This window comes from Blastomonas sp. AAP25, from assembly GCF_001295965.1.
Lineage (GTDB): Bacteria > Pseudomonadota > Alphaproteobacteria > Sphingomonadales > Sphingomonadaceae > Blastomonas > Blastomonas fulva.
In genome coordinates, this window is sequence record NZ_LJHP01000008.1 from 47,892 (window position 1) to 73,378 (window position 25,487).

24 protein-coding genes are annotated in these 25,487 nt (G+C 64.5%); 16 read left to right on the forward strand and 8 right to left on the reverse strand.

Going from position 1 to position 25,487, the window contains the following annotated elements:
* Positions 1-14: 14 nt before the first annotated feature.
* On the forward strand, positions 15-1,397 hold the full coding sequence (locus IP68_RS08535; protein ID WP_054134565.1) for an L-serine ammonia-lyase: 1,383 nt from the start codon (positions 15-17) through the stop codon (positions 1,395-1,397).
* On the opposite strand, the gene IP68_RS08540 is transcribed toward IP68_RS08535, so the two are convergent.
* Complete coding sequence (locus IP68_RS08540) at positions 1,378-3,543, reverse strand: ComEC/Rec2 family competence protein (RefSeq protein ID WP_054134566.1); 2,166 nt, start codon at positions 3,541-3,543, stop codon at positions 1,378-1,380. The two genes, IP68_RS08535 and IP68_RS08540, sit on opposite strands and share 20 nt — an antisense overlap.
* A gap of 112 nt (positions 3,544-3,655) precedes the next feature.
* Here IP68_RS08540 and gltX point away from each other — a divergent pair, with 112 nt between their 5' ends.
* Together gltX and IP68_RS08550 are read left to right on the forward strand one after the other, a co-directional pair.
* A complete protein-coding gene (gene gltX, locus IP68_RS08545) occupies positions 3,656-5,077 on the forward strand; it encodes a glutamate--tRNA ligase (protein WP_054134567.1) in 1,422 nt (473 codons plus the stop codon).
* Positions 5,078-5,132: 55 nt separating this feature from the next.
* Positions 5,133-6,416, forward strand: coding sequence for a citrate synthase (locus IP68_RS08550; RefSeq protein WP_054134568.1), 1,284 nt, complete (start codon positions 5,133-5,135; stop codon positions 6,414-6,416).
* Between the two features lie 91 nt (positions 6,417-6,507).
* Here IP68_RS08550 and IP68_RS20180 read toward each other — a convergent pair whose 3' ends face one another.
* Both IP68_RS20180 and dnaN read right to left on the reverse strand, forming a co-directional pair.
* Positions 6,508-6,684: a hypothetical protein gene (locus IP68_RS20180; RefSeq protein ID WP_156318005.1), complete on the reverse strand. Its 177-nt coding sequence runs from the start codon at positions 6,682-6,684 to the stop codon at positions 6,508-6,510.
* 4 nt (positions 6,685-6,688) lie between these two features.
* Positions 6,689-7,807 (reverse strand): DNA polymerase III subunit beta, encoded by a 1,119-nt coding sequence (gene dnaN, locus IP68_RS08555; protein ID WP_054134569.1) that lies wholly within the window; start codon positions 7,805-7,807, stop codon positions 6,689-6,691.
* A 222-nt stretch (positions 7,808-8,029) separates the two neighbouring features.
* Between dnaN and IP68_RS08560 the strand changes: the two genes are divergently transcribed.
* Both IP68_RS08560 and IP68_RS08565 read left to right on the forward strand, forming a co-directional pair.
* Positions 8,030-8,656, forward strand: coding sequence for a histidine phosphatase family protein (locus tag IP68_RS08560; RefSeq protein ID WP_231683832.1), 627 nt, complete (start codon positions 8,030-8,032; stop codon positions 8,654-8,656).
* Complete coding sequence (locus IP68_RS08565) at positions 8,653-9,150, forward strand: hypothetical protein (RefSeq protein ID WP_231683835.1); 498 nt, start codon at positions 8,653-8,655, stop codon at positions 9,148-9,150. The genes IP68_RS08560 and IP68_RS08565 overlap by 4 nt, the downstream gene beginning before the upstream one ends.
* A gap of 13 nt (positions 9,151-9,163) precedes the next feature.
* On the opposite strand, the gene IP68_RS08570 is transcribed toward IP68_RS08565, so the two are convergent.
* Positions 9,164-9,574, reverse strand: a complete 411-nt coding sequence (locus IP68_RS08570) for a low affinity iron permease family protein (RefSeq protein WP_054134571.1) — start codon at positions 9,572-9,574, stop codon at positions 9,164-9,166.
* Positions 9,575-9,653: 79 nt separating this feature from the next.
* Here IP68_RS08570 and rlmN point away from each other — a divergent pair, with 79 nt between their 5' ends.
* Positions 9,654-10,931, forward strand: a complete 1,278-nt coding sequence (rlmN, locus tag IP68_RS08575) for a 23S rRNA (adenine(2503)-C(2))-methyltransferase RlmN (protein WP_197275757.1) — start codon at positions 9,654-9,656, stop codon at positions 10,929-10,931.
* Between the two features lie 46 nt (positions 10,932-10,977).
* On the opposite strand, the gene IP68_RS08580 is transcribed toward rlmN, so the two are convergent.
* From IP68_RS08580 to IP68_RS08590, 3 genes are all read right to left on the reverse strand, one after another.
* Positions 10,978-12,750, reverse strand: coding sequence for a cation:proton antiporter (locus tag IP68_RS08580; RefSeq protein WP_054134572.1), 1,773 nt, complete (start codon positions 12,748-12,750; stop codon positions 10,978-10,980).
* Between the two features lie 61 nt (positions 12,751-12,811).
* Positions 12,812-14,446, reverse strand: a complete 1,635-nt coding sequence (locus IP68_RS08585) for a bifunctional GNAT family N-acetyltransferase/carbon-nitrogen hydrolase family protein (RefSeq protein WP_054134573.1) — start codon at positions 14,444-14,446, stop codon at positions 12,812-12,814.
* 7 nt (positions 14,447-14,453) lie between these two features.
* Positions 14,454-15,674 carry an NADP-dependent isocitrate dehydrogenase gene (locus IP68_RS08590; protein WP_054134574.1) on the reverse strand — a complete coding sequence of 407 codons (1,221 nt, stop codon included), beginning with the start codon at positions 15,672-15,674 and terminating at the stop codon, positions 14,454-14,456.
* Positions 15,675-15,886: 212 nt separating this feature from the next.
* Between IP68_RS08590 and IP68_RS08595 the strand changes: the two genes are divergently transcribed.
* Both IP68_RS08595 and IP68_RS08600 read left to right on the forward strand, forming a co-directional pair.
* Positions 15,887-16,621 (forward strand): phosphatidylserine decarboxylase, encoded by a 735-nt coding sequence (locus IP68_RS08595; protein WP_054134575.1) that lies wholly within the window; start codon positions 15,887-15,889, stop codon positions 16,619-16,621.
* A 157-nt stretch (positions 16,622-16,778) separates the two neighbouring features.
* Positions 16,779-17,498 carry a phosphatidylcholine/phosphatidylserine synthase gene (locus IP68_RS08600; RefSeq protein ID WP_054134779.1) on the forward strand — a complete coding sequence of 240 codons (720 nt, stop codon included), beginning with the start codon at positions 16,779-16,781 and terminating at the stop codon, positions 17,496-17,498.
* On the opposite strand, the gene IP68_RS08605 is transcribed toward IP68_RS08600, so the two are convergent.
* Positions 17,467-17,748, reverse strand: coding sequence for a hypothetical protein (locus IP68_RS08605; protein ID WP_054134576.1), 282 nt, complete (start codon positions 17,746-17,748; stop codon positions 17,467-17,469). The two genes, IP68_RS08600 and IP68_RS08605, sit on opposite strands and share 32 nt — an antisense overlap.
* 350 nt (positions 17,749-18,098) lie before the next feature.
* Here IP68_RS08605 and rpsB point away from each other — a divergent pair, with 350 nt between their 5' ends.
* The 8 genes from rpsB (at position 18,099) to rseP (ending at position 25,400) form a co-directional block, all read left to right on the forward strand.
* A complete protein-coding gene (rpsB, locus tag IP68_RS08610) occupies positions 18,099-18,941 on the forward strand; it encodes a 30S ribosomal protein S2 (protein WP_054134577.1) in 843 nt (280 codons plus the stop codon).
* 138 nt (positions 18,942-19,079) lie between these two features.
* Positions 19,080-20,003 carry a translation elongation factor Ts gene (gene tsf, locus IP68_RS08615; RefSeq protein WP_054134780.1) on the forward strand — a complete coding sequence of 308 codons (924 nt, stop codon included), beginning with the start codon at positions 19,080-19,082 and terminating at the stop codon, positions 20,001-20,003.
* Positions 20,004-20,198: 195 nt separating this feature from the next.
* Positions 20,199-20,921 (forward strand): UMP kinase, encoded by a 723-nt coding sequence (pyrH, locus tag IP68_RS08620; protein ID WP_054134578.1) that lies wholly within the window; start codon positions 20,199-20,201, stop codon positions 20,919-20,921.
* A gap of 4 nt (positions 20,922-20,925) precedes the next feature.
* Positions 20,926-21,483, forward strand: a complete 558-nt coding sequence (gene frr / locus IP68_RS08625) for a ribosome recycling factor (RefSeq protein ID WP_054134579.1) — start codon at positions 20,926-20,928, stop codon at positions 21,481-21,483.
* Positions 21,484-21,602: 119 nt separating this feature from the next.
* On the forward strand, positions 21,603-22,271 hold the full coding sequence (uppS, locus tag IP68_RS08630; protein WP_231683883.1) for a polyprenyl diphosphate synthase: 669 nt from the start codon (positions 21,603-21,605) through the stop codon (positions 22,269-22,271).
* A complete protein-coding gene (locus IP68_RS08635) occupies positions 22,258-23,064 on the forward strand; it encodes a phosphatidate cytidylyltransferase (RefSeq protein WP_054134580.1) in 807 nt (268 codons plus the stop codon). The genes uppS and IP68_RS08635 overlap by 14 nt, the downstream gene beginning before the upstream one ends.
* An 8-nt stretch (positions 23,065-23,072) precedes the next feature.
* On the forward strand, positions 23,073-24,278 hold the full coding sequence (dxr, locus tag IP68_RS08640; RefSeq protein ID WP_082382232.1) for a 1-deoxy-D-xylulose-5-phosphate reductoisomerase: 1,206 nt from the start codon (positions 23,073-23,075) through the stop codon (positions 24,276-24,278).
* A gap of 9 nt (positions 24,279-24,287) precedes the next feature.
* Positions 24,288-25,400 carry an RIP metalloprotease RseP gene (gene rseP, locus IP68_RS08645; protein ID WP_054134581.1) on the forward strand — a complete coding sequence of 371 codons (1,113 nt, stop codon included), beginning with the start codon at positions 24,288-24,290 and terminating at the stop codon, positions 25,398-25,400.
* Positions 25,401-25,487 lie beyond the last annotated feature (87 nt).

A 25,487-nucleotide genomic window follows, 5' to 3' on the forward strand; every position in this document is an offset into this window, starting at 1 on the left:
CGCAGGAGAATAGCATGGTCGCGTCAGTCTTCGATCTGTTCAAGATCGGCATCGGCCCGTCGAGTTCGCACACCATGGGGCCGATGGTCGCGGCCAACCGGTTCGTCGAGCGCCTGAGCGACCGCAGCGTGCTGGAGCGCGTCACCCGGGTCGAGACCCGGCTCTACGGGTCGCTCGCGCTGACCGGGAAGGGCCATGCCAGCGACCGGGCGATCCTGCTGGGTCTTGCCGGAGAAGAGCCGGTGAGCTGCGATCCCGATGCCGCCGACCGGCTGATTGCCGAGATTCGGGCGTCGGGCGAGATATTGCTCGGCAAGCGTCACGCCATTAGCTTCGACGAGGCGGCAGACCTGTTGTTCCTGCAGCGCGAGCGGCTCGATTATCATTCCAATGCGATGACCTTTGCCGCGTTCGACTCGAGCGGGTCGCAGCTGGATCAGCGCGCGTATTTCTCGGTAGGCGGCGGCGCAGTGGTCGATGAGGACGAGACCGGTGGCAATGCGCCGGGCGCAGGCGGGCTGTGGGATCCGCCTCATGTTTTCTGCTCGGGCGCCGAGCTGCTGGCGATTGCCGCCGAGACCGGGCTTTCGATCGCCGAAATCACCCGCGCAAACGAGCTGGCGGCGCGCGATGCCGGGGCGCTTTCGGCAGGGCTGGAAGAGATCGCCACCGCAATGTCCGCCTGCATCGACCGTGGCATCCGCACCGGCGGCGAGCTTCCCGGCGGTCTGCGGGTCAAGCGCCGCGCGCCTTTGATCATGGCGCATCTGATGGCGCGACAGGAGCGGATGCTCTCCGACCCGCTGACCGTGATCGACTGGGTCAATTTGTGGGCGCTGGCGGTGAACGAGGAGAACGCGGCCGGCGGCAAGGTCGTCACCGCGCCCACCAATGGCGCCGCAGGAATTGTCCCCTCGGTGCTGCGATTCTATGATCGCTTCGCTCCGGGTGCCGATCAGGCAGGCGTCGAGCGATTCCTGCTCACCGCGGCGGCGATCGGGTCGCTGTTCAAGGAGAATGCGTCGATATCGGGCGCCGAAGTCGGCTGCCAGGGCGAGGTCGGGGTCGCCTGCTCGATGGCCGCCGCCGGGCTGGTCGCTGCTTGGGGCGGGACGCCGATGCAGGTCGAAAACGCCGCCGAGATCGGCATGGAGCACAATCTCGGCCTCACCTGCGATCCGGTCGCGGGGCTGGTGCAGGTGCCATGCATCGAGCGCAACGCGGTCGGCGCGGTCAAGGCGATCGAGGCAGCGCGGCTGGCGATGATGGGCGACGGCACCCATCGCGTCAGTCTGGACGAAGTGATCGAGACGATGCGCCGCACCGGGCTCGACATGAACGAGCGCTACAAGGAAACCTCGCAGGGCGGGCTTGCGGTCAACGTGGTGGAGTGCTGAGCCGCGCGGCGCGTTTGGCCTCCATCGCCTGCTCGCGCTGTTCCACCGCCCGGTCCCACCAGGGATGGCCGCGATGGTCCGCAGCAACGGTGCGCACCGCTTCGTCTCCGAGATAAAGCGCCAGCCCGCCGGTCTCGGCCAGCATCCTGCGATCCACCTTGAGCCAGCGCGGGCGACAGCTGCGCGGCAGCCAGCGGCCCGCGATCACGATATCCGCGCGGCGACAGGCAGCGGCGAGCCCGCGTTCGGGCACCCGCTCGCGGTTGCGCCCGACCAGGACCGCGTAGCGTCGCTGCCCTGAGCTCAGAGCAAAGCTGCAGAACTCTGCGGAGCACGCAGCCTGCGGCCAGTCCTGCATCGCGGTCGCCCGCCCCTCGAACGCCGCGCTTTCGCTCAGCGTCTGCAGCGCATAGTCGCCGATGCGCGCGCGCAGCACCACCATCTGCCCGCGCTCCCCGGCCACCGCGAGATGTTGCCCATCACTGGTGACAAGCAGATCGGGCACCGGTTGCAGCGCGACCAGAACGCTGGCGACCGCGATCGGCGCCAGCCCCAGCCAGCGCGCACGGCTACGCCACAGGAACATCCACAACCCGCCGGTGACGAACAGCGCAAACACCCAACCGGACATTCTGGGGAACAAGGTGACCGCCCCGGGAGTATCGGACACCGCATGCGCGAGCGCCAGCAGGGCCTCGAGCGCCACGCCGCACAGCCACCAGACTGGTGCTCCCCAGCCCGCAAGATCGAGTACCAGCGCCAGTGCCTCGAGCGGCATGATGACGAACGTCGTCAGCGGAATCGCCACCATATTGGCGAGCGCGCCAAACAGACCGGCCTTGCTGAAATGGTGCAGCGCGATCGGCATCAGCGTGAATTCGATCAGCAACCCGGTGAGGAACAGCATCGCCAGAAACCGCGCCACTCGCCCCGGCCAGGAATAGTCCGCTGCGGCCCAGGCGCGCATCCTGGGATGGTCGTGCAGCGCGACGATGGCGGTCACCGCCGCAAAGCTCAGCTGGAAGCTCGGCCCCATCAGCGCTTCGGGCCAGACCAGCAGCACCAGCATCGCACCTGCTGCGATCAGCCGCGGCGAGACCGGATCACGCCCCAGCGCGAGTGCGACCAGAACCAGCAGCGCCGCAACGCACGATCGGATCGTGGGAACTTCTGCGCCGGTGAGCAGAGTGTAGCCGATCCCCGCCAGCGCGCCCGCCCCCGCCGCCACCAAAGGCAACCGCCAGGCGCGCGCCAGCGGCGGCGACAGCGCCAGCACCTTCAGCGTGACCAGCCAGACCGCACCGATCAGCGCAGTGACATGCAGCCCGCTGATCGAGAGCAGATGCGCAAGACCACTGCGGCGCATCGCCTCGGCATCCTCTTCGGCGATCGCGCCGCGATCTCCGGTCGCGAGCGTCGCGGCAATGCCCCCTGCCCCGCCGCCGACCTGCGCCTGGATATGTGCCGAGAGCCGCGCGCGGAGCGAATCCAGCCCGCTGCTCCCGGCTGCCGCTTGCACGATGCTTGGGCGATCGAGCATGCTGCCGGTGGCGCCCAATTGCTCGAACCATGCGCGCTGCGCGAAACTGTAGCCTCCAGGCAGCGAGGCCTGCGCAGGCGGCATCAGCCGCGCGCGCGCGCTGATGATCGCTCCGGTGCGCGCCTGCGGATCGTCCTTCGCCAGATCGAGGTTCACCCGCACCGTCTGTGGCAGACCAAGCGCGGGTGCGGTTCGCAGCACCAGCCGCACCTGCTCGCGCGCGGGCTGCATCTCGCGCTCGATCACCCGCCCGGTGAGCGTGCCGAACCACGGCGCAGGAAGTGGATCGGCGGCGACTCGCTCGGCGCGCCAGGCCATGTGCGCGGTACCGGCGGCGATCATCAGCGCAGCGACGAACACGCAACGTGGCCCCAGCTCCATCGCAGTCCAGCCGCCCCGCAGCCCCAGCACCGCGAGCGCCACCGCCAGTCCCATCGCGACCACCGCCGCATGCCACGCGCCGCCCGGCAGCAGAAACCACGCGGCAATGCCGCCGCCAAAGGCCACCACGATCCAGGGCGGCAGCTGATCGCGCTCTGCCAGAACAAAGCGCTCCGCCGCCGCGCCGAGACCGACAGGCGGTAAAAAACGGGACAAACTGGCCATTTGTCGCTGCCAGAAAGCCGTGCTAGAGGCGGTCGAAATTGCCATGTCGGGCGAGTTTGAAAGGAAAGCGTAAGTGAGTGCAAGCGGCGAAAATCAGCCTGTTTCGGCAGCCATGGCCGACCGACAGGTCGTCACCCGTTTTGCGCCTTCGCCGACCGGTTTCCTCCACATCGGCGGCGCGCGCACCGCGATGTTCAACTGGCTGTTCGCGCGGCATCACGGCGGCAAGGCGCTGCTGCGGATCGAGGACACCGACAAGGCGCGCTCCACCCCCGAAGCGATCGAGGCAATCTTTGCCGGGCTCGATTGGCTGGGTCTCGACTGGGACGACACCCCGGTGTTCCAGAGCGAACGCGCAGGCCGCCATGCCGAGGTCGCGCATCAGCTGCTGGCTGCGGGCAATGCGTACAAGTGCTTCGCCACCGCAGAAGAGCTGGAGGCGATGCGCGCCGAGCAGCGCGAAAAGAAGCTGCCGATGCGCTATGATGGCCGCTGGCGGAACCGCGACGCATCCGAAGCGCCCGAAGGCGCGCCCTATGTCATCCGGCTGAAGGCGCCGCAGACCGGCAAGCTGACCATCGCCGACGAGGTGCAGGGATCGGTCACCGTCGACGCACGCGAGCTCGACGACTATGTCCTGCTGCGTTCGGATGGCACGCCGACCTATATGCTCGCGGTCGTGGTCGACGATCACGACATGGGCGTTACCCACATCATCCGCGGCGACGATCACCTCAACAATGCCTTCCGCCAGCTCGTGCTGATCCAGGCCATGGGATGGCCCGAGCCCATCTATGCGCATATCCCGCTGATCCACGGCAACGACGGCGCCAAGCTGTCAAAGCGGCATGGCGCGCTGGGTGTCGAGAATTACCGCGACGACATGGGCATCGTCTCGGATGCGATGTTCAATTATCTGCTGCGGCTGGGCTGGGGCTATGGCGACCGCGAGAAGATCTCGCGCGCCGAGGCGGTCGAGCTGTTCAGCCTCGCCAATGTCGGCAAGTCGCCCTCGCGCTTCGATGCCAAGAAGCTCGTCAATCTGAACGGCCAGTATCTACGCGAGATGGATGACGCCGCGCTCGCCGCCCTGGTCGCGCCGCGGGTTGCCGCATTGATGCCGGATGTGGATGCCGCCGCCAGTACCGACCTGCTTGCCCGCGCGATGCCGGTGATGAAGCTTCGCGCGCGCGACCTCAACGAGCTTGCCGATGGCGCTCAGTTTCTCTTCAAGACGCGACCCTTAGGCATGGACGAGAAAGCAAAATCTTTGCTAGAAGGCGATGGGATCGCGATTTTGCAGACAGTATCGCCAGTTCTGGCCGAGACAGCGCCTTGGACTGCCGCCGCTCTGGAGGACAAGGTTACGCAATTCGCCGAGGCTCAGGGGCACGGCCTCGGTACTTACGCCCAGCCGCTGCGCGCCGCCCTGACCGGGCAGGCACGCTCTCCGGGCATTTTCGATGTGCTCGAACTCCTGGGACGCGAGGAATCGCTCGCCCGGATCAACGACGTCACGCGCGTGGCCGCCTGAGGGGCCTCACGCACACCACTAGCTTGCCAAAGAACCGCTTTGAGGAGAACGAACCGTGTCAGACAGCGCATCATTGAAGATCGGCGACAAGGACAGCAGCTATGCCATCCGGTCGGGAACGATCGGCCCGGATGTCATCGATATCCGCAAGCTTTATGCCGAGACGGGTTGCTTCACCTATGACCCGGGGTTCACCTCCACCGCCAGCTGCGACAGCGCGCTGACCTATATCGATGGCGATGAAGGCGTGCTGCTGCACCGCGGCTATCCGATCGGCGAACTCGCCGAGGATTCGAGCTTCATGGAAGTGTCGTACCTTATGCTGAACGGCGAACTGCCCAGCAAGGACGAGCTCGACACCTTCACCTACACCATCTCGCGCCACACCATGCTGCATGAGCAGTTGATGCAGTTCTATCGCGGCTTCCGTCGCGATGCGCACCCGATGGCGATCATGTGCGGTGTCGTCGGCGCGCTTTCTGCCTTCTATCATGACTCGACCGATATCGCCGACCCCGAGCATCGCCGCATTTCCAGCCATCGGCTGATCGCCAAGATGCCGACGATTGCTGCTGCCGCTTACAAGTATTCGGTCGGCCAGCCCTTCGTCTATCCCGACAACTCGCTGTCCTACACCGGCAACTTCCTCAAGATGACCTTCGGCGTTCCGGCAGAGCCTTATGAGGTGAACCCGGTGGTCGAGCGCGCGCTCGACCGCATCTTCATCCTCCACGCCGATCATGAACAGAACGCTTCGACCTCGACCGTTCGCCTGGCAGGGTCCTCGGGCGCCAATCCGTTCGCGTGCATCGCTGCGGGCATCGCCTGCCTTTGGGGCCCGGCGCATGGCGGCGCCAACGAGGCAGCGCTCAACATGCTGCGCGAGATCGGCACTCCCGACAAGATCCCGCACTATATTGCGCGTGCCAAGGACAAGAACGATCCGTTCCGCCTGATGGGCTTCGGCCACCGCGTCTACAAGAACTACGATCCGCGTGCGACGGTGATGCAGAAGACCGTGCGCGAAGTGTTCGAGGCACTCAAGGTCAGCGATCCGGTGTTCGAGGTTGCGCTGCAGCTCGAGGAAATGGCGCTCAACGACCCCTATTTCATCGAGAAGAAGCTGTTCCCGAACGTCGATTTCTATTCGGGCGTGATCCTCTCGGCGATCGGCTTCCCGACCACGATGTTCACCGCATTGTTCGCACTTGCGCGCACCGTCGGCTGGGTCGCGCAGTGGAACGAGATGATCTCCGATCCCGGCCAGAAGATCGGTCGCCCGCGCCAGCTGTACACCGGCCCGACGCAGCGTCCCTATGTTCCGGTCGACAAGCGCTGAGTTTTTGGCGCTGAGCCGATAAGAGACCGAAACGCAAAAACGCCCTCCCGGTCCAACCGGGAGGGCGTTTTGCTGTGTGGGCAAGGAGTGTTCAGACTGCGCCAGCGGCGACGACCAGGCCAGCCATCAACAGCATCAGCACCAGCAGCGCGATCACGAACAGGCTGGCAAACAGGGTCAGAGTTCCCCCGGTTCGATCGAACCGGTAGACCAGCACCAGCAGTGCAAGGATAACGGCGATCAGGACAAAGGCCCCGACGCCGGGCATGGCGTCAGACGCGCATCGGCATCAGGACGTACAGCGCGTTAGATTTGTCGTTTTCGCGGATCAGCGTCGGCGCGCTGCTGTCGGCCAGATGCAGTTCGATGACATCGCCTTCTAGCTCACCCAGGATATCGAGCAGATAGCGCGCATTGAAGCCGATTTCGAACCCGTCGCTAGAATATTCGCCCTCGACCTCTTCAGCCGCGGTGCCGTTTTCCGGACTGGTGACCGACAGCGTGATCTTGTCCTTTTCCAGCGCCATCTTGACCGCGCGGGTCTTTTCGGTGGCGATGGTCGCGACGCGATCGACGCCCTGAGCGAAAGCCTTGGGGTCGATCTTGAGCAGCTTGTCGTTCGCGGTCGGGATCACCCGGCTGTAATCGGGGAAGGTCCCGTCGATCAGCTTGGAGGTCAGGATCGCGCTGCCCAAAGTGAAGCGGATCTTGCTGGCGGACAGGTCGACCTGCACCTTGGCATCGCCGCGTTCGTCGAGCAGCTTGCGCAGTTCGCCGATGCATTTGCGCGGAACGATGACGTCGGGCATCCCCTCTGCGCCATCGGGACGGTCGAGCGTGACGCGCGCCAGCCGGTGGCCATCGGTCGCCGCAGCCTTGAGAACCGGGCGATCATCGTCGGCGACGTGCAGGAAGATACCATTGAGATAATAGCGTGTCTCTTCGGTGGAGATCGCAAAGCGGGTCTTGTCGATGATCTGCACCAGCTCTGCCGCGGCCAGCTCGAAGCTGGTCGGCAGGTCGCCCTCGGCGATCACCGGGAAATCGTCGCGCGGCAGCGTGGGAAGCGTGAAGCGGCTGCGTCCGGCGCGGACCAGCATCTTGCCGTCGGCGGCATCGAGCATCACCTGGCTGCCGTCTGGCAGCTTGCGGGCGATTTCGAACAGGGTGTGCGCCGAAACGGTTATCGATCCGGGGGTTTCTACCGAATAGGCGCTCATCGTTTCGACGATCTGCAGATCGAGGTCGGTCGCCATGAAGCGCAGTGCGCCATCTGCCGAGGCCTCGATCAGCACGTTGGACAGAATGGGGATCGTGTTGCGCCGTTCCACCACCGACTGAACATGGCTGAGGCTCTTGAGGAGCGTCGCGCGTTCGATTGTCGCTTTCATGAAAATCCCCCGAGGCCGGGCGGCCTCAAAACCAAAAGACATGCCCTGCCATAATGGCAGAATCCGGACCAACTTCATTAACAATATTGGCTTTTCCCGCAAGCCGATAGCCGCGGAATTCCGTTTAAACTGTGGAAAATGGGCGCCCGGGCTTGCACGCGCCGCCACTATTGCCGAAACGGGACCGATATGACGCAAAATTCTCGTTTTTCCTGCCCTCCCATGGCTGGGCGCCTGTTCATCGCGCGGCACGGCGAAACCGTGTTCAACGCCGCCAAAAGGCTGCAGGGCGACCATCTCCACACACCGCTGACCCGCACAGGCTTTGCTCAGGCCGATGGCATGGGCGCGGCGTTGGCCCGGGTGCTGGGCCCCCGCCCTGCCCTGTCGCTCCACGCATCGGACACCGGTCGCGCGCTGCAGACACTGGCGGTGATCACCGAGCATCTCGGGCTCGACTGGCACGATGCGGCGCACGACCCCCGGCTGGTCGAGATCGGCATGGGCTGCTGGGGCGGGCGCTATTATGCCGACGTCATCGCCGAGGTCGGCCCGGTGATCGAGGCACCCGAAATGCTGCTCAGATGCGCGCCCGATGGCGAGAGTTATCCCGAGATCGCCGATCGCGTCATCGACTGGCTGGCGGAGCATGCCGCCGACCCCGGCGACCGGCTGGTGATCATGCACGGCATTTCGAGCCGGGTGCTGCGCGGCGTGCTGCTCGGCCTGCCGCCGCACCCGGTGTTCGGCGCCCCGGTCGCCCCCGGACTGCCGCAGGGATCGGTGGTGATGATCGCCGATGGCCGCGAGGAGATCGTTGTCACCGGCACCGGCGGAGGCCATGCGTGAGACGGGGGCTGGCGGCGCTGGCGGCAACGGTCGCCTTGATCGCCGCCGCTCCGCTCCAGGCGCGCGACAGCCTGGGCGTGTTCGACAGCTGGGGTGCGTTTCGCGACCCGCAGGTGCCGCGCTGCTATGCCATATCCCAGCCTGAGACCGTGCGCGGCACCCGCCAGTACCGCCCGTTCGCCAGCATCGGCTATTGGCCCAGGCGCGGAGTGCGGGGCCAGTTTCATCTAAGGCTGAGCCGCCCGATGGCAAGGCGAAGCCCGGTGACGCTGACCATCGGCGTGCGCAGGTTCACGCTCATCGGCGGCGGCGGCGACGCCTGGGCCAGCGACAAAGCGATGGACGCCAGCATCATTGCGGCGATGCGCTCGGCGCGCGAGATGACCGCCAGCGCCGATGGCGCGGACGGCAGAACGATACGCGATGTCTATCTGCTCAAGGGCGCCGCCACCGCGCTCGACGCTGCCGCCTTGGGCTGTGCCCGGGACCGTTGATCAGCGCCCCTGATCAAAGCCGCTTCAGGAACCGGTCGACGCTCTCGTGGCGCTCCAGCCGCGCCTCTTCCTGCGCTTCGCCCTCGCTTTCCAGCGCCGCCCGGATCTTTTCGATCTGCACCTCGGTGAGGTGTTCGATCCCGATAAACGCGTTGCGCGCATCCTGCTGGGTGCGGATCAGCTCGTCGAGCTTGGCCTGCATCGCGGCGGCATCGCGGTTCTGGCTGTTCTGGATGACGAATACCATGAGGAAGGTGATGATCGTGGTGCCGGTGTTGATTACCAGCTGCCAGGTATCGGAATAGCCGAACACCGGCCCGGTCACCCCCCAGACACAGATGATGCCCATCGCCGCAACAAAGGCGAAAGGTTGCCCCACGGCGCGCGAGACTTGGGTCGCAATGAGGGTGAAGAACCGGTCCATGGAAACTCCTGCATGCTGGCGGGGAACAGCTTGGACCGCGGAGGTAGCATTTGGCGGCCCGATTGACTATGTGGCGCGCATGACAACCGACACTTCCCTCGAAGCTTCCGCCGCGACCTCGATGGACATAGCCATCCCCGGCCATATCGATCCCGTTCCCGTGCCGCGCCCGATCACGCCACGCGCCGATGGCCGTTCCGACCTGATGGGGCTGATGCGCGAGGACATCGCCGCCTTGCTCGAGACTGCCGGGCTCGACCGCAAACAGGCCAAATTGCGCTCGAAGCAGCTGTTCCACTGGATCTATCACCGCGGCGTGACCGATTTCGACAGCATGACCGACATCGCCAAGCAGATGCGGCCCTGGCTGGAGGAGCGTTTCGTCATCGGCCGTCCACAGGTGGTCGAGGCGCAGGTGTCGAGTGACGGCACCCGCAAATGGCTGCTGCGCACCGATGACTCGCAGGAATACGAGATGGTGTTCATCCCCGATGCGGACCGGGGCACCTTGTGCATCTCCAGTCAGGTCGGGTGCACGCTCAACTGCCGATTCTGCTATACCGGCACGATGCGGCTGGTGCGCAACCTGACCCCGGGCGAGATCGTCGGCCAGGTGATGCTGGCGCGCGATGCACTGGGCGAATGGCCGAAAGGCGCGATGGACCAGCTCGACGACGAGGAGGACGCTGCGTCCTACACCGCCGATGGCCGGCTGCTCACAAACATCGTGCTGATGGGCATGGGCGAGCCGCTCTACAACTTCGACAACGTGCGTGATGCGATGAAGGTCGTGATGCACGGCGATGGCCTGGCGCTTTCCAAGCGCCGGATCACGCTTTCGACCAGCGGCGTGGTACCCTTGATGGCGCGGTGTGGCGAGGAGATCGGGGTGAACCTTGCGGTCTCGCTGCATGCGGTGACCAAAGAGGTGCGCGACGAAATCGTGCCGATCAACCGCAAATTCGGACTGGAAGAGCTGCTGCAGGCTTGCGCCGACTATCCCGGCGCGAGCAACGCGCGGCGCATCACCTTCGAATATGTGATGCTCAAGGACAAGAACGACACCGACGAGGATGCGCGCGAGCTGGTCCGGCTGATCAAGGGTTATGGCCTGCCCGCCAAGGTCAACCTGATCCCGTTCAATCCCTGGCCCGGCGCGATCTACGAGTGTTCGGACCCCGAGCGGATCAAGCGCTTTTCCGACATCGTGTTCGAAGGCGGCATCAGCGCCCCGGTGCGCACCCCGCGCGGCCGCGACATCATGGCCGCGTGCGGCCAGCTGAAATCCGCATCCGAGAAGAAGTCCCGCGCCGAGCTCGACCGGCTGGCGGAGGAAAAGCAGGCCGCTTTGGGGTGACAGAACGCCTCTCCCCTACCGCTTGCGGGAGGGGAGAAAGATGGCCCTACCCCGCAGCGACCTCGCTGGAGCGCAATGCGGGCTTCTCGTCGAGTTCGCCCTCGTCCATGATCCGGCGGCGCATCTCGTCGCGCTTTTCGTGGATCGACGCGATGACATGGCCCATCGCTATCCCCAGATCGACCAACAGCGCCTCGGAAAGCTGCAGCGAGCTTTCCAGCGCTTCGGGCACCGCCAGCGTGGCCCCGGCGCGGTAAAGCTCGGCGGCGTGCTCGGTATCGCGCGCACGGGCGATGATGGTGAGGTCGGGAACCCAGCCGTGCACGCGCCGCACGATCTGCACCGCCAGCACCGGATCGTCCATCGTCAGGATCAGCGCGCGGGCATGGCCCAGCCGCAGCCGGTCGAGCAGTTCGGGGCGCGCGACATCGCCAAACACGATCGGGACGCCTGCGCGGCGCGCATCCATCACGACATCGACGTTCGATTCCACCGCTACGAAAGGCTGTTCATGCTCCTTGAGCATCGCCGCGATGATCTCGCCGACACGGCCATAGCCGAAGATCACGGTGCGATCATTGGCGATGTCCGACTGGTCGATCGGCGCGGCATCGCTGGCGCGCATTTCGATTTGTCGCGCCATCGAGTGGCCCAGCTTGGCGAGCAGCGGGGTGATGGTGAGCCCGATCGCGGTAACAATCTGCCAGAATTGCGCGGTCGAGGACTGTATGAGCTGCGCCTGCACCGCTGCTGCCAGCACGATCAGCGTGGTCTCGGACGGGCTCGCCATCAGCACGCCGGCCTCTGCCGCCGTGCCGCGCCGCGCACCTGCGACCCGCAGCAACAGCCCGGTGACCACCGCCTTGACCACCACCACGCCGACCACTGCGATCGCCAGTTCCTGCCAATAGGCAGCGATGACCCGCAGATCGATCGACATGCCGACGGTGATCAGGAACACGCCCAGCGCAAGCCCCTTGAACGGTTCGATCAGGATTTCGACCTCGCCATGATATTCGGTCTCGGCGATGATCAGCCCGGCGAGCAGCGCGCCGACGATCGGCGACAGCCCGACCGATGCGGTGGCTAGGCTGGCGGTAATCACCACCAGCAGACTGGCGGCAAGAAACAGTTCGGGACTCTTGGTGCGCGCGGCCTGCGCAAACATGCGCGGCAGGATCAGCCGCCCCAGCACCAGCATCGCCGCCACCGTTGCGACACCCAGCAGCAGCGTCATCCCCAGATCCGCGCCGCCCACCGCGCCTGCCATCGGTGCCAGCGCGCCAAGCAGGAAGATGATCGGTACGATCGCGACATCCTCGAACAGAAGCATCGCCAGCGCCGCTCGGCCCACCGGCGAGGTGGTGCCCGACATGGGCAGCACCAGCGCGGTGGACGACAACGCCAGCGCCAGCCCCAGCCCGATCGCGCCGCTCCAGTTCTGCCCGGCAAGGTTGAGCGCCGCCCCGATGATCAGCGCTGACAGCAAAAGCTCGGCGGCGCCGACCCCGAACACCAGCTTTCGCAGGCTCCACAACCGCTTGAACGAAAGCTCCAGCCCGATGGTGAACAGCAGCAGGATGATGCCGAACTCGGCATAGGGCCCGATCGATTCCGCATCGGTAATGGTGATGTGGTACAGCCAGGGATATTCATCCACCAGCGATCCCAGCCCCGAAGGTCCGACCAGAATGCCGATCAGCAGGAAACCGATGATCGGCGTGATCCGGAAGCGGGCGAAGGCCGGGATGACGATCCCTGCCGCGCCCAGAATGACCAGGGCGTCGCTGAAAACCGGATTGTCGAGCGGATTGTGCATGGATCAGGTAATGACCGATGCCGCCGCGGCTGTCAGCCTTTAATCGCGCCGTGGCAGCGCTTTATCCGCCGCCGCCGCCCTGCGGCCCGGCAGGCGCCGCCTGCCGTGCGCGCTCGCGCTTGGCAGCGGCCGTGCCGCGTCCCACTGCGCGGTCCCATTCGATGTGATAGAGATCGTAGCGCCGATCGCCCAGGTTGCGCACGGTGCCCTCGCTGCGTGCCCAGCTGAGGTCGTCGAGGTTGACGTCGCTGATGGTGAGCGTCTCGACATTCTCGCTCGCCTCTGCCGCAATGCCATCGCGCGCGAACGGCAGATCGCACGGCGTCAGGATGCAGCTTTGCGAATACTGGATGTCCATGTTCTCGACATCGGGCAGATTGCCGACATTGCCCGACATCACGACATAGCACTGGTTCTCGATCGCGCGCGCCTGGCAACAATAGCGCACGCGCATGTACGCCTCGCGGCTGTCGGTGCAGAACGGCACGAAGATGATCCGCGCTCCTTCATCCGCCAGACGTCGCGCCAGCTCTGGAAACTCGCTGTCATAGCAGATCAGCACGCCGATCGGACCGCAATCGGTCTGGATTGCATCGATGCTGTCGCCGCCCTTGATCTTCCACCAATAGCGCTCGTTGGGGGTGGGGTGGATCTTTTCCTGCGCATGGATCGACCCGTCGCGCAGCGCGACCAGCGCGATATTCTGGATATCGCCGTCATCGGCGCGCGTCGGGTGCGATCCGCCGATGATGTTGATGTTGTATTCCATCGCCATCCGGGTGAGTTCGTCGCGGATGCGCGGAGTGAATTCGCTGAGCGCCTCGATTGCCTCCTGCGGCCCCATCTTCTTCTTGGCGAAGGAGAGCAGCGACATGGTGAACATTTCGGGAAACAGCACGAAATCGGCTTTGTAGTCGGCTGCCACATCGACAAAATATTCGACGTTGCGCACGAACTCCTCGAAATTCGCGACCGCACGCGCCTGGAATTGCACCGTGGCGAGGCGAACGCTCTCCACACCGCGCGGAACGCGGTGGGTCGGCGGCTCGTCTGGGTTTACATAGGGGTTGCGCCACACCATCTGCACCGCATGGCCGCGCGATTGCTTGTCCTCGGGCAGATAGCGGGTGAGGATGCCGACCGGCGCGAAGCCGTTTGCGATCTGGAAGCCGATCACCGGATCGCGCAACTTGCCGTCGATCACCTTGGCGAGGTAATCTTCCGGACTGTCCGTCTTCTTGGTGCGCTTGGCCTTGTCATATCCCGGGATCCGCCCGGCAAAGACGATGCCGTTGAGATCGAGCAGTTCGGCGAGCGCGCGCCGCGCCTCGTACAGACGCTTCCCGATGCGCACGCCGCGCTGCGCCGGATCGACGCACATCTCATAGCCGTACAGCCATTCGCCGGTGGGCACATGGCGCGTGCCGAAGCCGTTTCCGCTGATCTCTTCCCAGTCGTGCGGGGCGAACGCCATCGCCTCGGTGACCCGAGACGAAGCGCAGTAACCAACGATCTCGCCGTCCAGAATGGCGACGAACTGTCCCTGGGGAAAGTTGTTGATCTGCCCGCGCAGCTCACCGAATTTGTACGGTGGCAGGCTGGGATAGGCACGCTCGACGAGTTGCGATATTCCGGGAATATCACCCCGCCGGGCCTGCCGTACCTCCAACCGTGCCTTGCTGCTGCGCTGTGCCATCAACGCCTTACGCCCAGGTGCCCATTTCCGTTTCGAGGTTCTGGCGAATCGCTTCGAAGAACTGCTCGGTGGTCATCCATGCCTGATCGGGGCCGATGAGGATCGCCAGATCCTTGGTCATCGCGCCGCTTTCGACGGTTTCCACGCAAACCCGCTCGAGCGTTTCGGCAAAGCGCACCACTTCTGGCGTCTCGTCGAAGCGGCCGCGATAGATTAGGCCGCGGGTCCAGGCGAAGATCGATGCGATCGGGTTGGTCGAGGTCGCCTTGCCCTGCTGATGCATGCGATAATGGCGGGTGACCGTGCCGTGAGCGGCTTCGGCTTCCACCGTCTTGCCATCCGGGGTCATCAGCACCGAAGTCATCAGACCCAGCGAACCAAAGCCCTGCGCGACAGTGTCAGACTGCACGTCGCCGTCATAGTTCTTGCACGCCCAGACGAACTTGCCCGACCATTTCAGCGCCGATGCGACCATGTCGTCGATCAGGCGATGCTGATAGGTGATGCCGGCTGCGTCGAACTTGTCCTTGAATTCGGCCTGGAAGACCTCTTCGAAGATGTCCTTGAAGCGGCCGTCATAGGCCTTCAGGATGGTGTTCTTGGTCGACAGATACGTCGGCCATCCGCGATCGAGACCATAGTTCATCGAGGCGCGGGCGAAATCGGCGATGGAATCATCGAGGTTGTACATCGCCATGGCGACGCCCGAGGACGGGAACTGGAACACTTCCTCGTCGATCTTGGTGCCGTCCTCGCCTTCGAATACGAGACGCAGCTTGCCAGGGCCGGGGACACGGAAATCGGTGGCCTTGTACTGGTCGCCAAAGGCGTGACGGCCGACCACGATCGGGTCGGTCCAGCCGGGCACCAGACGCGGAATGTTCGAGATCACGATCGGCTCGCGGAACACCACGCCGCCCAGAATGTTGCGGATCGTGCCGTTGGGCGACTTCCACATCTTCTTGAGATTGAACTCCTCGACGCGCTGTTCGTCGGGGGTAATCGTCGCGCACTTGACGCCAACGCCATGCTCGCGGATCGCGTTGGAGGCATCGACGGTGATCTTGTCGTTGGTCTCGTCACGCTTCTCGACCGAAAGATCATAATATTTCAGATCGATATCGAGATAGGGCAGGATCAGGCGTTCGCGGATCCACTCCCAGATGATGCGGGTCATTTCGTCGCCGTCGATCTCGACGACGGGCTTGGCTACTTTTATCTTGGCCATGCGGGATTTGCGCCTTCTTGCTAGGGAGGAATCGTAGAATGGGACGCTCTTAGCAAAGTCCGCCCATGTTTCAACCGTGCAGCACCCGGTCCCGGCGCCTGGGCGTGCGGGCGCTGGTAAGCGCATGAAAATGCTGCGTTGCAACACGGTTCGCCGCGCAAGGCGGGGTTTGGGCGTTGTCACACCCGCCTGCAGCCCCTAAGAGGTCCGGCATGTCGCAAGAATTACTGGATAACCGGGGCAAGGGCCTGGCGAGCTGGAGCATGCCGCCGGTACACCCGGAGGGACGCAAGTTTGCGGTCGCCGCCGCTGCCATGACGCTGATCTTCGCGTTGCTGGCATGGGAAACACTGGCGTGGCCGATGGCCGGGATAACCTTGTGGATCCTCGCCTTTTTCCGCGATCCGGCGCGGGTCACACCGCTCGACGAGCGGCTGGTGGTGGCGCCTGCCGACGGTTTGTGCACGATGATCGAGCTGGTGCCGCCGCCCGTGGAACTGGCCGGGGCCGAAGGCCTTGGAACCGATCCGATGTACCGGGTTTCCATTTTCATGAGCGTGTTCGACGTCCACATCAACCGCGCCCCGATTGGCGGCACGATCCGCCGGATCGTCTACATATCGGGCAAGTTCCTCAACGCAGATCTCGACAAGGCCAGCGACGAGAACGAGCGCCAGCACATCATGATCGAGCGCAGCGATGGCGCGCGCATCGGGTTCACGCAGATCGCGGGACTGGTCGCGCGGCGGATCGTGCCGTTCATCAAGGAAGGCGATTTTGTCGCCGTCGGCCAGCGGGTCGGGCTGATCCGCTTCGGCAGCCGCGTGGATGTCTATCTGCCCCTGGGCACTGCGCCTGCGGTGGTCAAGGGGCAGCGGATCGTCGCCGGCGAGACCATTCTGGCCGTGATCGGCGAGACCCCGGTGCGTGAGGGAATTTCGCACTGATGCCCGGCACCGCCGCCCTCCCCGCCTGCCCTGCGCCGACCAAGGATATTCTGGCATGACCGATCCCGATCCTCTGGAACGCCGCGGACGGCGCGGCCCGATCCGCTATCTTGCCGGCAGGCGGCTGCGGCTGCGCGAGGGGCTGACGCTGCGCGCGATGGTGCCCAATGCGATCACCGCGACCGCTTTGTGCTGCGGCCTCACCGGCGTCCGCTTTGCCATGGATGGCATATGGCCGCTTGCCGCGGGCGCTATAGTGCTTGCAGGCGTGCTTGACGGGATCGACGGCCGTGTGGCCCGTATGCTGAAAGCACAGAGCCGCTTTGGTGCGGAACTGGACTCGCTTGCCGATTCCATTGCCTTCGGTGTCTCGCCCGCGCTGTTAATGTTCCTGTGGTCGCTCAACGAACTGCCGCGGTTCGGCTGGCTGATCGCGCTCGCGCTGGCGGTGTGCTGCGCGCTTCGTCTTGCCCGCTTCAACGCCCAGATCGATCTGGAAGACCAGCCGCACAAGTCCGCCGGCTACATGACTGGTGTGCCCGCACCCGCTGGCGCCGGGCTGGCCATGTTGCCGCTGTATCTGTGGATGGAAACCGGGATCGAGGAACTTCGCCACTATACGGTGGTCGCCCCGTGGATCCTGCTGATTGCGTTCCTGATGATCTCCAACGTCGCGACCTTCAGTTGGTCATCGCTGCGGCTGCGCAAGAACATCAGGCTTGAGGCATTGGCGCTGTTTGCTCTCACCGCCGCGTCACTGCTGACCATGCCGTGGATCACTCTCACCGCGATCTGCGTGGTTTATCTGACCCTGATCCCCTTCGGCATCCGGTCATATTCCAAGGTCAGGCGGCAGCGCGCCAGCCAGCAGGGCTGACCTGAGCGACCATTGCCGCCTTGCGCGGCAGGGCAACGACCGTGCGCGGTGCAAAGTCGGGTGCGGGTGCGGGGTTGAACCGCACCGCCGGACGCATTCCGCCCGTCACGACGCGATCATCTCCCAAGGCGCGATACTGCGCAAACAGCGCGTCGATCCGGTCGACCGAGCCCGTGAGCGATCGGTTGATCGTAAACACGGCAAATGCCGCTGCGCAGGTGAAAAACAGGGCGGTGATGACAGCAACCATGGCAAGTTTTCCTCGGCCTCACCCGCTTGCGGTCCAGACCGGATGCGGGAACATGTGGATAACGTTGTGGACAAGCCCAGGTTCCCAAAACCCCGGTCGGGTGGCGGGTTAACCCTGTTTGTTTGCCCTTTGTTCCACCTACGTTCTGTTCCGTCAAGCGGAAAAATGTCCCCGCGCGCCATAAAATGCTGGATTTCGCTCCGATGAGAGCTTAAGGGCGCGCTCGTCTGTGGCGCAGTGCCGCAGTCAATCCACATGGAAGACATACATACCGGTGCCCCGGCGGCCCTTTGAGGGCATGTCCAGCAGGTTCCCGTCTTCCAGAGGCACAACCGGAAAGGAATTAGCTTATGGCGGCACCTGTCGTCACGATGCAGCAGCTTATCGAAGCTGGAGCACACTTCGGTCACCAGACCCACCGCTGGAACCCGCGCATGAAGCCGTACATCTTCGGCGCGCGCAACGGCATCCACATCCTCGACCTGTCGCAGACCGTGCCGCTGTTCGCGCGCGCTCTCGAGTTCGTGTCGGCCACCGTCCAGGCTGGCGGCAAGGTTCTGTTCGTTGGCACCAAGCGCCAGGCACAGTCGCCGATCGCCGATGCGGCCCGCGCCAGCGGCCAGCATTTCGTCAACCACCGCTGGCTGGGCGGCATGCTCACCAACTGGAAGACCATCTCGGGTTCGATCAAGCGCCTCAAGACGCTCGAAGAGCAGCTCGCCGGTGACACCTCGGGCTTCACCAAGAAGGAAGTCCTGCAGCTGACCCGCGAACGCGACAAGCTGGAACTTTCGCTTGGCGGCATCCGCGACATGGGCGGCATTCCCGACGTTATGTTCGTGATCGACGCCAACAAGGAAGATCTCGCCATCAAGGAAGCCAACGTGCTTGGCATCCCGGTGATCGCGATCCTCGATTCGAACGTCGATCCGCAGGGCATCGCCTTCCCCGTCCCCGCCAATGACGATGCAGCGCGCGCCGTGCGCCTGTATTGCGATGCCATCGCCGCTGCTGCCACCAAGGGCCGCACCGGTGCCGTGGTCGAATCGGGCCAGGACGTCGGCGCGATGGCCGAACCGCCAGCCGAAGCAGCGCTTGAAGAAGCACCTGCCGAGCCGGAAGTTTCGGCTGCCGAATTCACCGGTGCTGAATCGACCCCGGAAGAAACCGGCGACGCAGCTCCGGCTGCCTGATCGGACGGCTTGATGTGATCGGGCGAGCCATCGCTCACCCGCTTACTTCGCAAAACTGACACATGCAGGGGCTACGGGCCGGGCACTGGCCCGCACCTGTGGCCCCTGCAACCATATTTCAAGACAAGGAACATGAACATGGCTGTTATAACCGCTGCTAATGTTAAGGAACTGCGTGAGCGCACCGGCGCTGGCATGATGGACGCCAAGAAGGCGCTGACCGAAGCCGATGGCGACATCGAAGCCGCCGTCGACGCACTTCGTGCCAAGGGCCTCGCCACCGCGCAGAAGAAGTCGAGCCGCACCGCAGCCGAAGGCCTCGTCGGCATCCAGGTCGAAGGCCTCAAGGGCGTCGCTGTCGAAGTGAACAGCGAAACCGATTTCGTCGCCAAGAACGAACAGTTCCAGGATTTCGTCCGCAAGGTGACGTCGGTTGCCATGTCCACCGGTGACGATGTCGACACGCTCAAGGCCGCTCCCTATCCCGATGGCGAAACCGTCGGCGAAAAGCTGACCAACTCGATCGCCACCATCGGCGAAAACCAGTCGATCCGTCGCATCAAGACCGTCTCGGTCGCTCAGGGTGCCGTCGTTTCGTACATGCACAACGCCGTTGCGCCGAACCTCGGCAAGATCGGCGTGCTGGTCGCGCTCGAAGGCGATGTGTCGGCTGACATTCTGGAGCCGCTGGGCAAGCAGATCGGCATGCACATTGCCGCTGCCTTCCCGCTGGCGCTGAACAGCGATGGTCTGGATGCCGAGATGATCGCGCGCGAACGCAAGATCGCCGAGGAAAAGGCTGCCGAAAGCGGCAAGCCCGCCGAAGTGCAGGCCAAGATGGTCGATGGCGCGATCGCCAAGTTCGGCAAGGAAAACGCGCTGCTCAGCCAGCTGTTCGTGATCGACAACAAGACCCCGATCGCCGACGTGGTGGCCAAGGCCGCCAAGGACGCGGGCGGCAAGATCACGCTCAAGGACTATGTCCGCTTCCAGCTCGGCGAAGGCATCGAGAAGGAAGAAACCGACTTTGCTGCAGAAGTGGCAGCAGCCGCCGGTCTGTAAGAGACCCGGCGCCAACGCCCATGAAAACGGCGGGCAGCCTCGCGCTGTCCGCCGTTTGCGTCTCGATCTGGCACCTGCCACCAACCACGCCAGAGCTGGCTGCCAAACGTGCTTGGCAGTCGCGCAACCACTGACTATGGTGCGCGCCACGCGTCGCCCCTGTGCGCCCGATTAGCCTTCATCACCGGAAAAACCATGACCATCCCCTCCTATCGCCGCATCCTCTTGAAGCTGTCGGGGGAAGCCTTGATGGGCGACGGCCAGTACGGCATCGATCCGGCCACGGTGACCCGCATGGCGGGCGAAGTGAAGGCGGCAAAGGATACCGGGCTTGAAATCTGCCTGGTCATCGGCGGCGGCAATATCTTCCGAGGCATGGCCGGCGCTGCCAAGGGCATGGACCGGGCGCAGGCCGATTATATGGGCATGCTCGCCACCGTGATGAACGCCCTGGCCATGCAGAGCGCACTCGAGCAGCTCGGCGTCCCAACCCGCGTGCAATCCGCGATCGAGATGGACAAGGTGTGCGAGCCGGTGATCCGCCGCCGGGCACAGCGGCACCTCGAAAAGGGCCGCGTAGTGATCTTCGCAGCCGGCGTCGGGGCTCCTTACTTCACCACCGATTCCGGCGCGGCTCTGCGCGCTGCCGAAATGAAGTGTGATGCGCTGCTCAAGGGCACCAGCGTCGATGGCGTCTACAACGCCGATCCCAAGCTGGATCCGAACGCGGTGCGTTACGATACATTGAGTTATGACCGAGTGTTGCAAGACAATCTGAAGGTCATGGACGCCAGCGCCGTGGCCCTGTGCCGCGACAATTCCATCCCCATCGTCGTGTTCTCGATCCGCGAACAGGGCAACCTTGCCCGCGTTCTCAGCGGCCAGGGCACGGCAACCACCGTACATCAGAAGGACTGAACCTGTGGCACAGTTTGACAAGAAAGACCTTGAGCGCCGGATGAACGGCGCGGTGGAATCGCTGAAGGGCGATCTGTCCGGCCTGCGCACCGGCCGCGCCAATGTGGCGCTGCTGGATCCGGTGACGGTCGAAGTCTATGGTTCGCACATGCCGCTGACCCAGATCGCCACCGTCTCGGCGCCCGAGCCGCGCATGCTCTCGGTGCAGGTATGGGACAAGTCGAACGTCGGCCCCGCCGACAAGGCGATCCGCTCGGCCGGCCTCGGCCTCAACCCGATCATGGACGGCCAGACGCTGCGCCTGCCCATCCCCGACCTTACCGAGGATCGCCGCAAGGAACTCGCCAAGCTCGCCGGACAATATGCCGAAAAGGCCCGCATCGCGATCCGCAATGTCCGCCGCGACGGCATGGATTCGCTCAAGACCGACGAGAAGAAGGGCGTGATCAGCGAGGACGAGCGCAAGCGCTTCGAGACCGAAGTGCAAAAACTGACCGATGAGATCATCGCGCAGGCCGACGCCGCCGCCACCCAGAAGGAAAAGGAAATTCTGGGTCAGTGATCTTCCGCTCCGGCCCCAAACATTCCAAGGCTGTTCAGGCCAAGGCCGTGCAGGAGGCAGCCTCTCATCTGCATGCAGACGGGGTGCCCGGGCATGGCGTGCGCCATGCCGCCATCATCATGGATGGCAATGGCCGCTGGGCCGCGAAACGCGGCGTTCCCCGCTTCATCGGCCACAAGCAGGGCGTCGAGGCGGTCCGTACCACGGTACGCGCCGCACGAGACATGGGGTTGGAGGCGCTGACGCTGTACGCGTTCTCGTCCGAAAACTGGAAGCGGCCCGAAGATGAGGTGGCCGACCTGATGGGTCTGCTGCGCCATTTCATCCGCGCCGATGTCGACGAGTTCATTGCCAACAATGTCCGGCTCAAGATCATCGGCAATTACAAGGCGTTGGCGCCCGATCTGGTCGAGATGATCGACGATGTCGTCGACCGCACGGCCGCCAACACCGGCACGACGCTGGCCATCGCGCTCAATTATGGCGCGCAGGACGAAATGCTGCGCGCGGTGCAGGCGCTGGCCTGGGCCGCCGCCAGGGGCGAGCTCGACCCCGCAGCGATCCAGACCGCGCATATCGAAGCCGCGCTCGACACGTCCGACCTGCCCCCGCTCGATCTGCTGATCCGCACATCCGGCGAACAGCGGCTGAGCAATTTCCTGCTGTGGCAGGCAGCCTATGCCGAGCTGTATTTCACCGACATGCTCTGGCCAGATTTCGACGGCGCGGCCTTGAAAGCGGCGCTGGATTCGTTCGCCGCGCGCGAAAGGCGTTTTGGTGGCCGCTGACCCCGTCCGCCGCTCGCTGTTCGGCAATGATTTGGCGGTCCGCACCCTGTCCGGCGTGGTGCTGGTGGCCATTGCCGGCGTCGCGTTGTGGCTGGGCGGCGTCGCGTTCTGGCTGCTGCTGATGGCGGGCGCGCTCACCATGCAGCACGAATGGGCGGGCCTGGTCGGGCGGCTGGAGCGCAGGCGGCTGTCCATGCTGGCACTGATGGCCTCGCTGTCGATGCTTTCGCCCTTCGCCGATGGCCCGGGCTTCCTGTCGTTCGGATTCATCATCGGCGGCGCCTTCTTCATCGCCACGATCGATCGCAGCTTCAAATTGGCCTGGGGCGTGTTCTACTGCGCGCTTCCGGTGATGGCGTTGCTGTACCTGCGCCAGCAGGACAACGGACTGCTGCTCGCCTTCTGGACGATGGCGACCGTCTGGGCGACTGATGTCGGCGCCTATTTTGCCGGGCGCGGGATCGGCGGGCCCAAGATTGCGCCGTCGATTAGCCCGAGCAAGACATGGGCGGGGCTTGCCGGTGGCATGATCGCCGCGCTGGGTTTCGCGCTGTTCATGCACACCCAGTTTGCCCTGCCCTATGTGCTGGTACTGGCAAGCGCGCCGCTGGCGATCATCGCGCAAATGGGTGATTTTCTGGAGAGCTGGCTGAAGCGTCAGGCCGGTGTCAAGGATTCGGGAACGCTGATCCCCGGCCATGGCGGCATCCTTGATCGTGTGGACGGTCTGGTCCCGGTAGCGCCGGTCGTCGCACTGCTGGTTGCAGGCAATGCGTTTTGGGCGCTAGGATAGTCTTTCATATGTCGCGACCCAACATGCTCTCCTCCGGCAGGACTGTGCCGCCGCCGTCTGCGTTTCCGCGCAGCATCAGCATCTTTGGTGCCACCGGATCGGTGGGCACCTCGACGCTCGATCTCGTCCGGCTGAACCCCGCCGCCTATCGCGTGGTCGCATTGACCGCGAACAGCGATGCGCAGGGTCTTGCGCGGCTGGCGCGTGAATTCTCCGCCGAGGTCGCGGTCATCGGCGACCCTGCGCAGCACGACGCGCTGGCCGATGCGCTCGAAGGGTCGGGCATCCAGGCCTGGTCGGGGCCGCAGGCGCTGCTCGATGCGGCAGATATCGATGCCGACTGGACGATGGCCGCGATCGTCGGCTGTGCAGGGCTTGCCCCGATCATGCGCAGCCTGCTGCGCGGTCGATCGGTCGCGCTCGCCAACAAGGAGGCGCTGGTCTCTTCGGGCGCGCTGATGATCGAGGCCGCGCGCTCCAGCGGGGCCACGCTGCTCCCCGTCGATTCCGAACACAACGCGATTTTTCAGTGTCTTGCGGGCGGAAACATCGACGAGGTCGAAAGCATCACGCTGACCGCCAGCGGCGGACCGTTCCGCACCTGGACATCCGAGCAGATGCGTTTCGCGCGGCCCGATCAGGCTGTCGCGCACCCCAACTGGTCGATGGGCGCCAAAATCTCGGTCGACAGCGCCACGATGTTCAACAAGGGCCTCGAGCTGATCGAGGCGCACCATTTGTTTCCCGTCGGGCTCGATGCGATCCGCATCCTCGTCCATCCGCAATCGGTGATCCACTCGATGGTCGAATACCGCGACCGCTCGACGCTGGCGCAGCTGGGATCGCCCGACATGAAGATCCCCATCGCCAGCGCGCTCGCCTGGCCGCAGCGGATCGCCACGCAGTGCGCGCCGCTGGATCTGGCGACCATCGGCCAGCTGACCTTCGAGTCGCTGGACGATGAACGCTTCCCCGGCCCCGGCATCTGCCGCGCGGCGATTGCCGCAGGTGGCGGCGCGCCGGCGATTCTCAACGCCGCCAACGAAATTGCCGTCGCCGCCTTCCTCGCCGGACGCATCGGCTTTCTCGATATCGCCGCAATTGTATCGCAGGTGCTGGCAGGTTATACCCCGCCTGCGCCGCAATGCCTGCAGGATGTGCTGGCCATCGACAGTGAAGCGCGGACCATCGCGGCTGCAGCGATCAAGACCTAAGGACTGACATTGAGCGAAAACCCCGGATTCCTGCTGACCGTCCTCGCCTTTCTGCTCGTGCTCGGGCCACTCGTCTTCGTTCACGAGATGGGCCATTATCTGGTCGGACGCTGGTTCGGGGTGAAGGCGGAGTCGTTCTCGATCGGCTTTGGCCGCGAGATCGCCGGCTGGACCGACAAGCGCGGCACCCGCTGGAAGCTGGGGATGCTGCCGCTGGGCGGCTATGTCCAGTTTGCAGGCGACATGGATCCTTCCAGCCGCGCCAATCCCGACTGGGTCGCGCTCCCGGCGGAAGAGCGCAACCGCACCTTCCAGTCCAAGACATTGTGGCAGCGCGCACTGATCGTGTTTGCAGGCCCCGCGATCAACTTCCTGTTCGCTATCCTGATTCTCGCCGGATTCGCCTTTGCCTATGGCAAGAGTGTGACCCCGCCGGTGGTCGCCGCTTTGCTCCCCTCTTCCGCCGCTTCCGAAGCAGGGCTGCTGCCGGGCGACAAGATCGTCTCGATCGACGGCGAGGCGGTCGAATGGTTCGACGAGGTCGGCCGCAAGATTGCCCATCGTCCCGGTGAGCGGATCACCATGCGCGCCGAACGCGATGGTGCAATACGCGAATTCAGCTTCCCGATCGGCGTCGAGATCCAGAAGGATCGCTTCGACAACGAATACCGCATCGGGCGGCTGGGCATCATGTCGGCCAAGCCCGTGGTTCGCCCCGTGTCGCTGCTGGAGGCGCCGGTGGTTGCCGTCCAGCGCACCGGCGACATCGTGCAGCTGATGGTTGCGACCCTGGGCCAGGTCATCACGGGACGCCGCTCGGTCGCCGAGCTGGGCGGGCCGCTCAAGATCGCGCAGGTTTCCGGCGAACAGCTCTCGGCGGGACTGGATGACTTCATCTTCTTCATCGCGCTGATTTCAATTAACTTGGGGTTCATCAACCTGCTGCCAATCCCCATGCTCGATGGCGGACATCTGCTGTTCTATGCGGTTGAGGCGATCCGGCGCAAGCCGGCGAACCCCAGAGTGATGGAATGGGCATTCCGGTCGGGTCTGGCAGCAGTGCTGGCGCTGATGGTGTTCGTTACCGTAAACGATCTGGCGTCCTTCGGCCTGCTGGGCTGAAAGACTGGTTGATTGATTGCGGCGGATGATGCAGGGGTTTGCGCACCGGGGCGGGTTATCGGACGGCATCTACAGGGACCGTCTGAT

Bases quoted from the DNA above. Each gene is read 5' to 3' on its own strand.
- IP68_RS08570 (WP_054134571.1), bottom strand. From the start codon at position 9,574: ATGGACCGGTTCTTCACCCTCATTGCGACCCAAGTCTCGCGCGCCGTG.
- rpsB (WP_054134577.1), top strand. From the start codon at position 18,099: ATGGCGGCACCTGTCGTCACGATGCAGCAGCTTATCGAAGCTGGAGCA.
- uppS (WP_231683883.1), top strand. From the start codon at position 21,603: ATGGATGGCAATGGCCGCTGGGCCGCGAAACGCGGCGTTCCCCGCTTC.
- pyrH (WP_054134578.1), top strand. From the start codon at position 20,199: ATGACCATCCCCTCCTATCGCCGCATCCTCTTGAAGCTGTCGGGGGAA.
- gltX (WP_054134567.1), top strand. From the start codon at position 3,656: ATGGCCGACCGACAGGTCGTCACCCGTTTTGCGCCTTCGCCGACCGGT.
- dxr (WP_082382232.1), top strand. From the start codon at position 23,073: ATGTCGCGACCCAACATGCTCTCCTCCGGCAGGACTGTGCCGCCGCCG.
- IP68_RS08595 (WP_054134575.1), top strand. From the start codon at position 15,887: ATGTCGCAAGAATTACTGGATAACCGGGGCAAGGGCCTGGCGAGCTGG.
- IP68_RS08605 (WP_054134576.1), bottom strand. From the start codon at position 17,748: ATGGTTGCTGTCATCACCGCCCTGTTTTTCACCTGCGCAGCGGCATTT.
- tsf (WP_054134780.1), top strand. From the start codon at position 19,080: ATGGCTGTTATAACCGCTGCTAATGTTAAGGAACTGCGTGAGCGCACC.
- IP68_RS08580 (WP_054134572.1), bottom strand. From the start codon at position 12,750: ATGCACAATCCGCTCGACAATCCGGTTTTCAGCGACGCCCTGGTCATT.
- IP68_RS08535 (WP_054134565.1), top strand. From the start codon at position 15: ATGGTCGCGTCAGTCTTCGATCTGTTCAAGATCGGCATCGGCCCGTCG.
- IP68_RS08585 (WP_054134573.1), bottom strand. From the start codon at position 14,446: ATGGCACAGCGCAGCAGCAAGGCACGGTTGGAGGTACGGCAGGCCCGG.
- rlmN (WP_197275757.1), top strand. From the start codon at position 9,654: ATGACAACCGACACTTCCCTCGAAGCTTCCGCCGCGACCTCGATGGAC.
- IP68_RS08560 (WP_231683832.1), top strand. From the start codon at position 8,030: ATGGCTGGGCGCCTGTTCATCGCGCGGCACGGCGAAACCGTGTTCAAC.
- dnaN (WP_054134569.1), bottom strand. From the start codon at position 7,807: ATGAAAGCGACAATCGAACGCGCGACGCTCCTCAAGAGCCTCAGCCAT.
- IP68_RS08540 (WP_054134566.1), bottom strand. From the start codon at position 3,543: ATGGCCAGTTTGTCCCGTTTTTTACCGCCTGTCGGTCTCGGCGCGGCG.
- IP68_RS20180 (WP_156318005.1), bottom strand. From the start codon at position 6,684: ATGCCCGGCGTCGGGGCCTTTGTCCTGATCGCCGTTATCCTTGCACTG.
- IP68_RS08590 (WP_054134574.1), bottom strand. From the start codon at position 15,674: ATGGCCAAGATAAAAGTAGCCAAGCCCGTCGTCGAGATCGACGGCGAC.
- IP68_RS08600 (WP_054134779.1), top strand. From the start codon at position 16,779: ATGGTGCCCAATGCGATCACCGCGACCGCTTTGTGCTGCGGCCTCACC.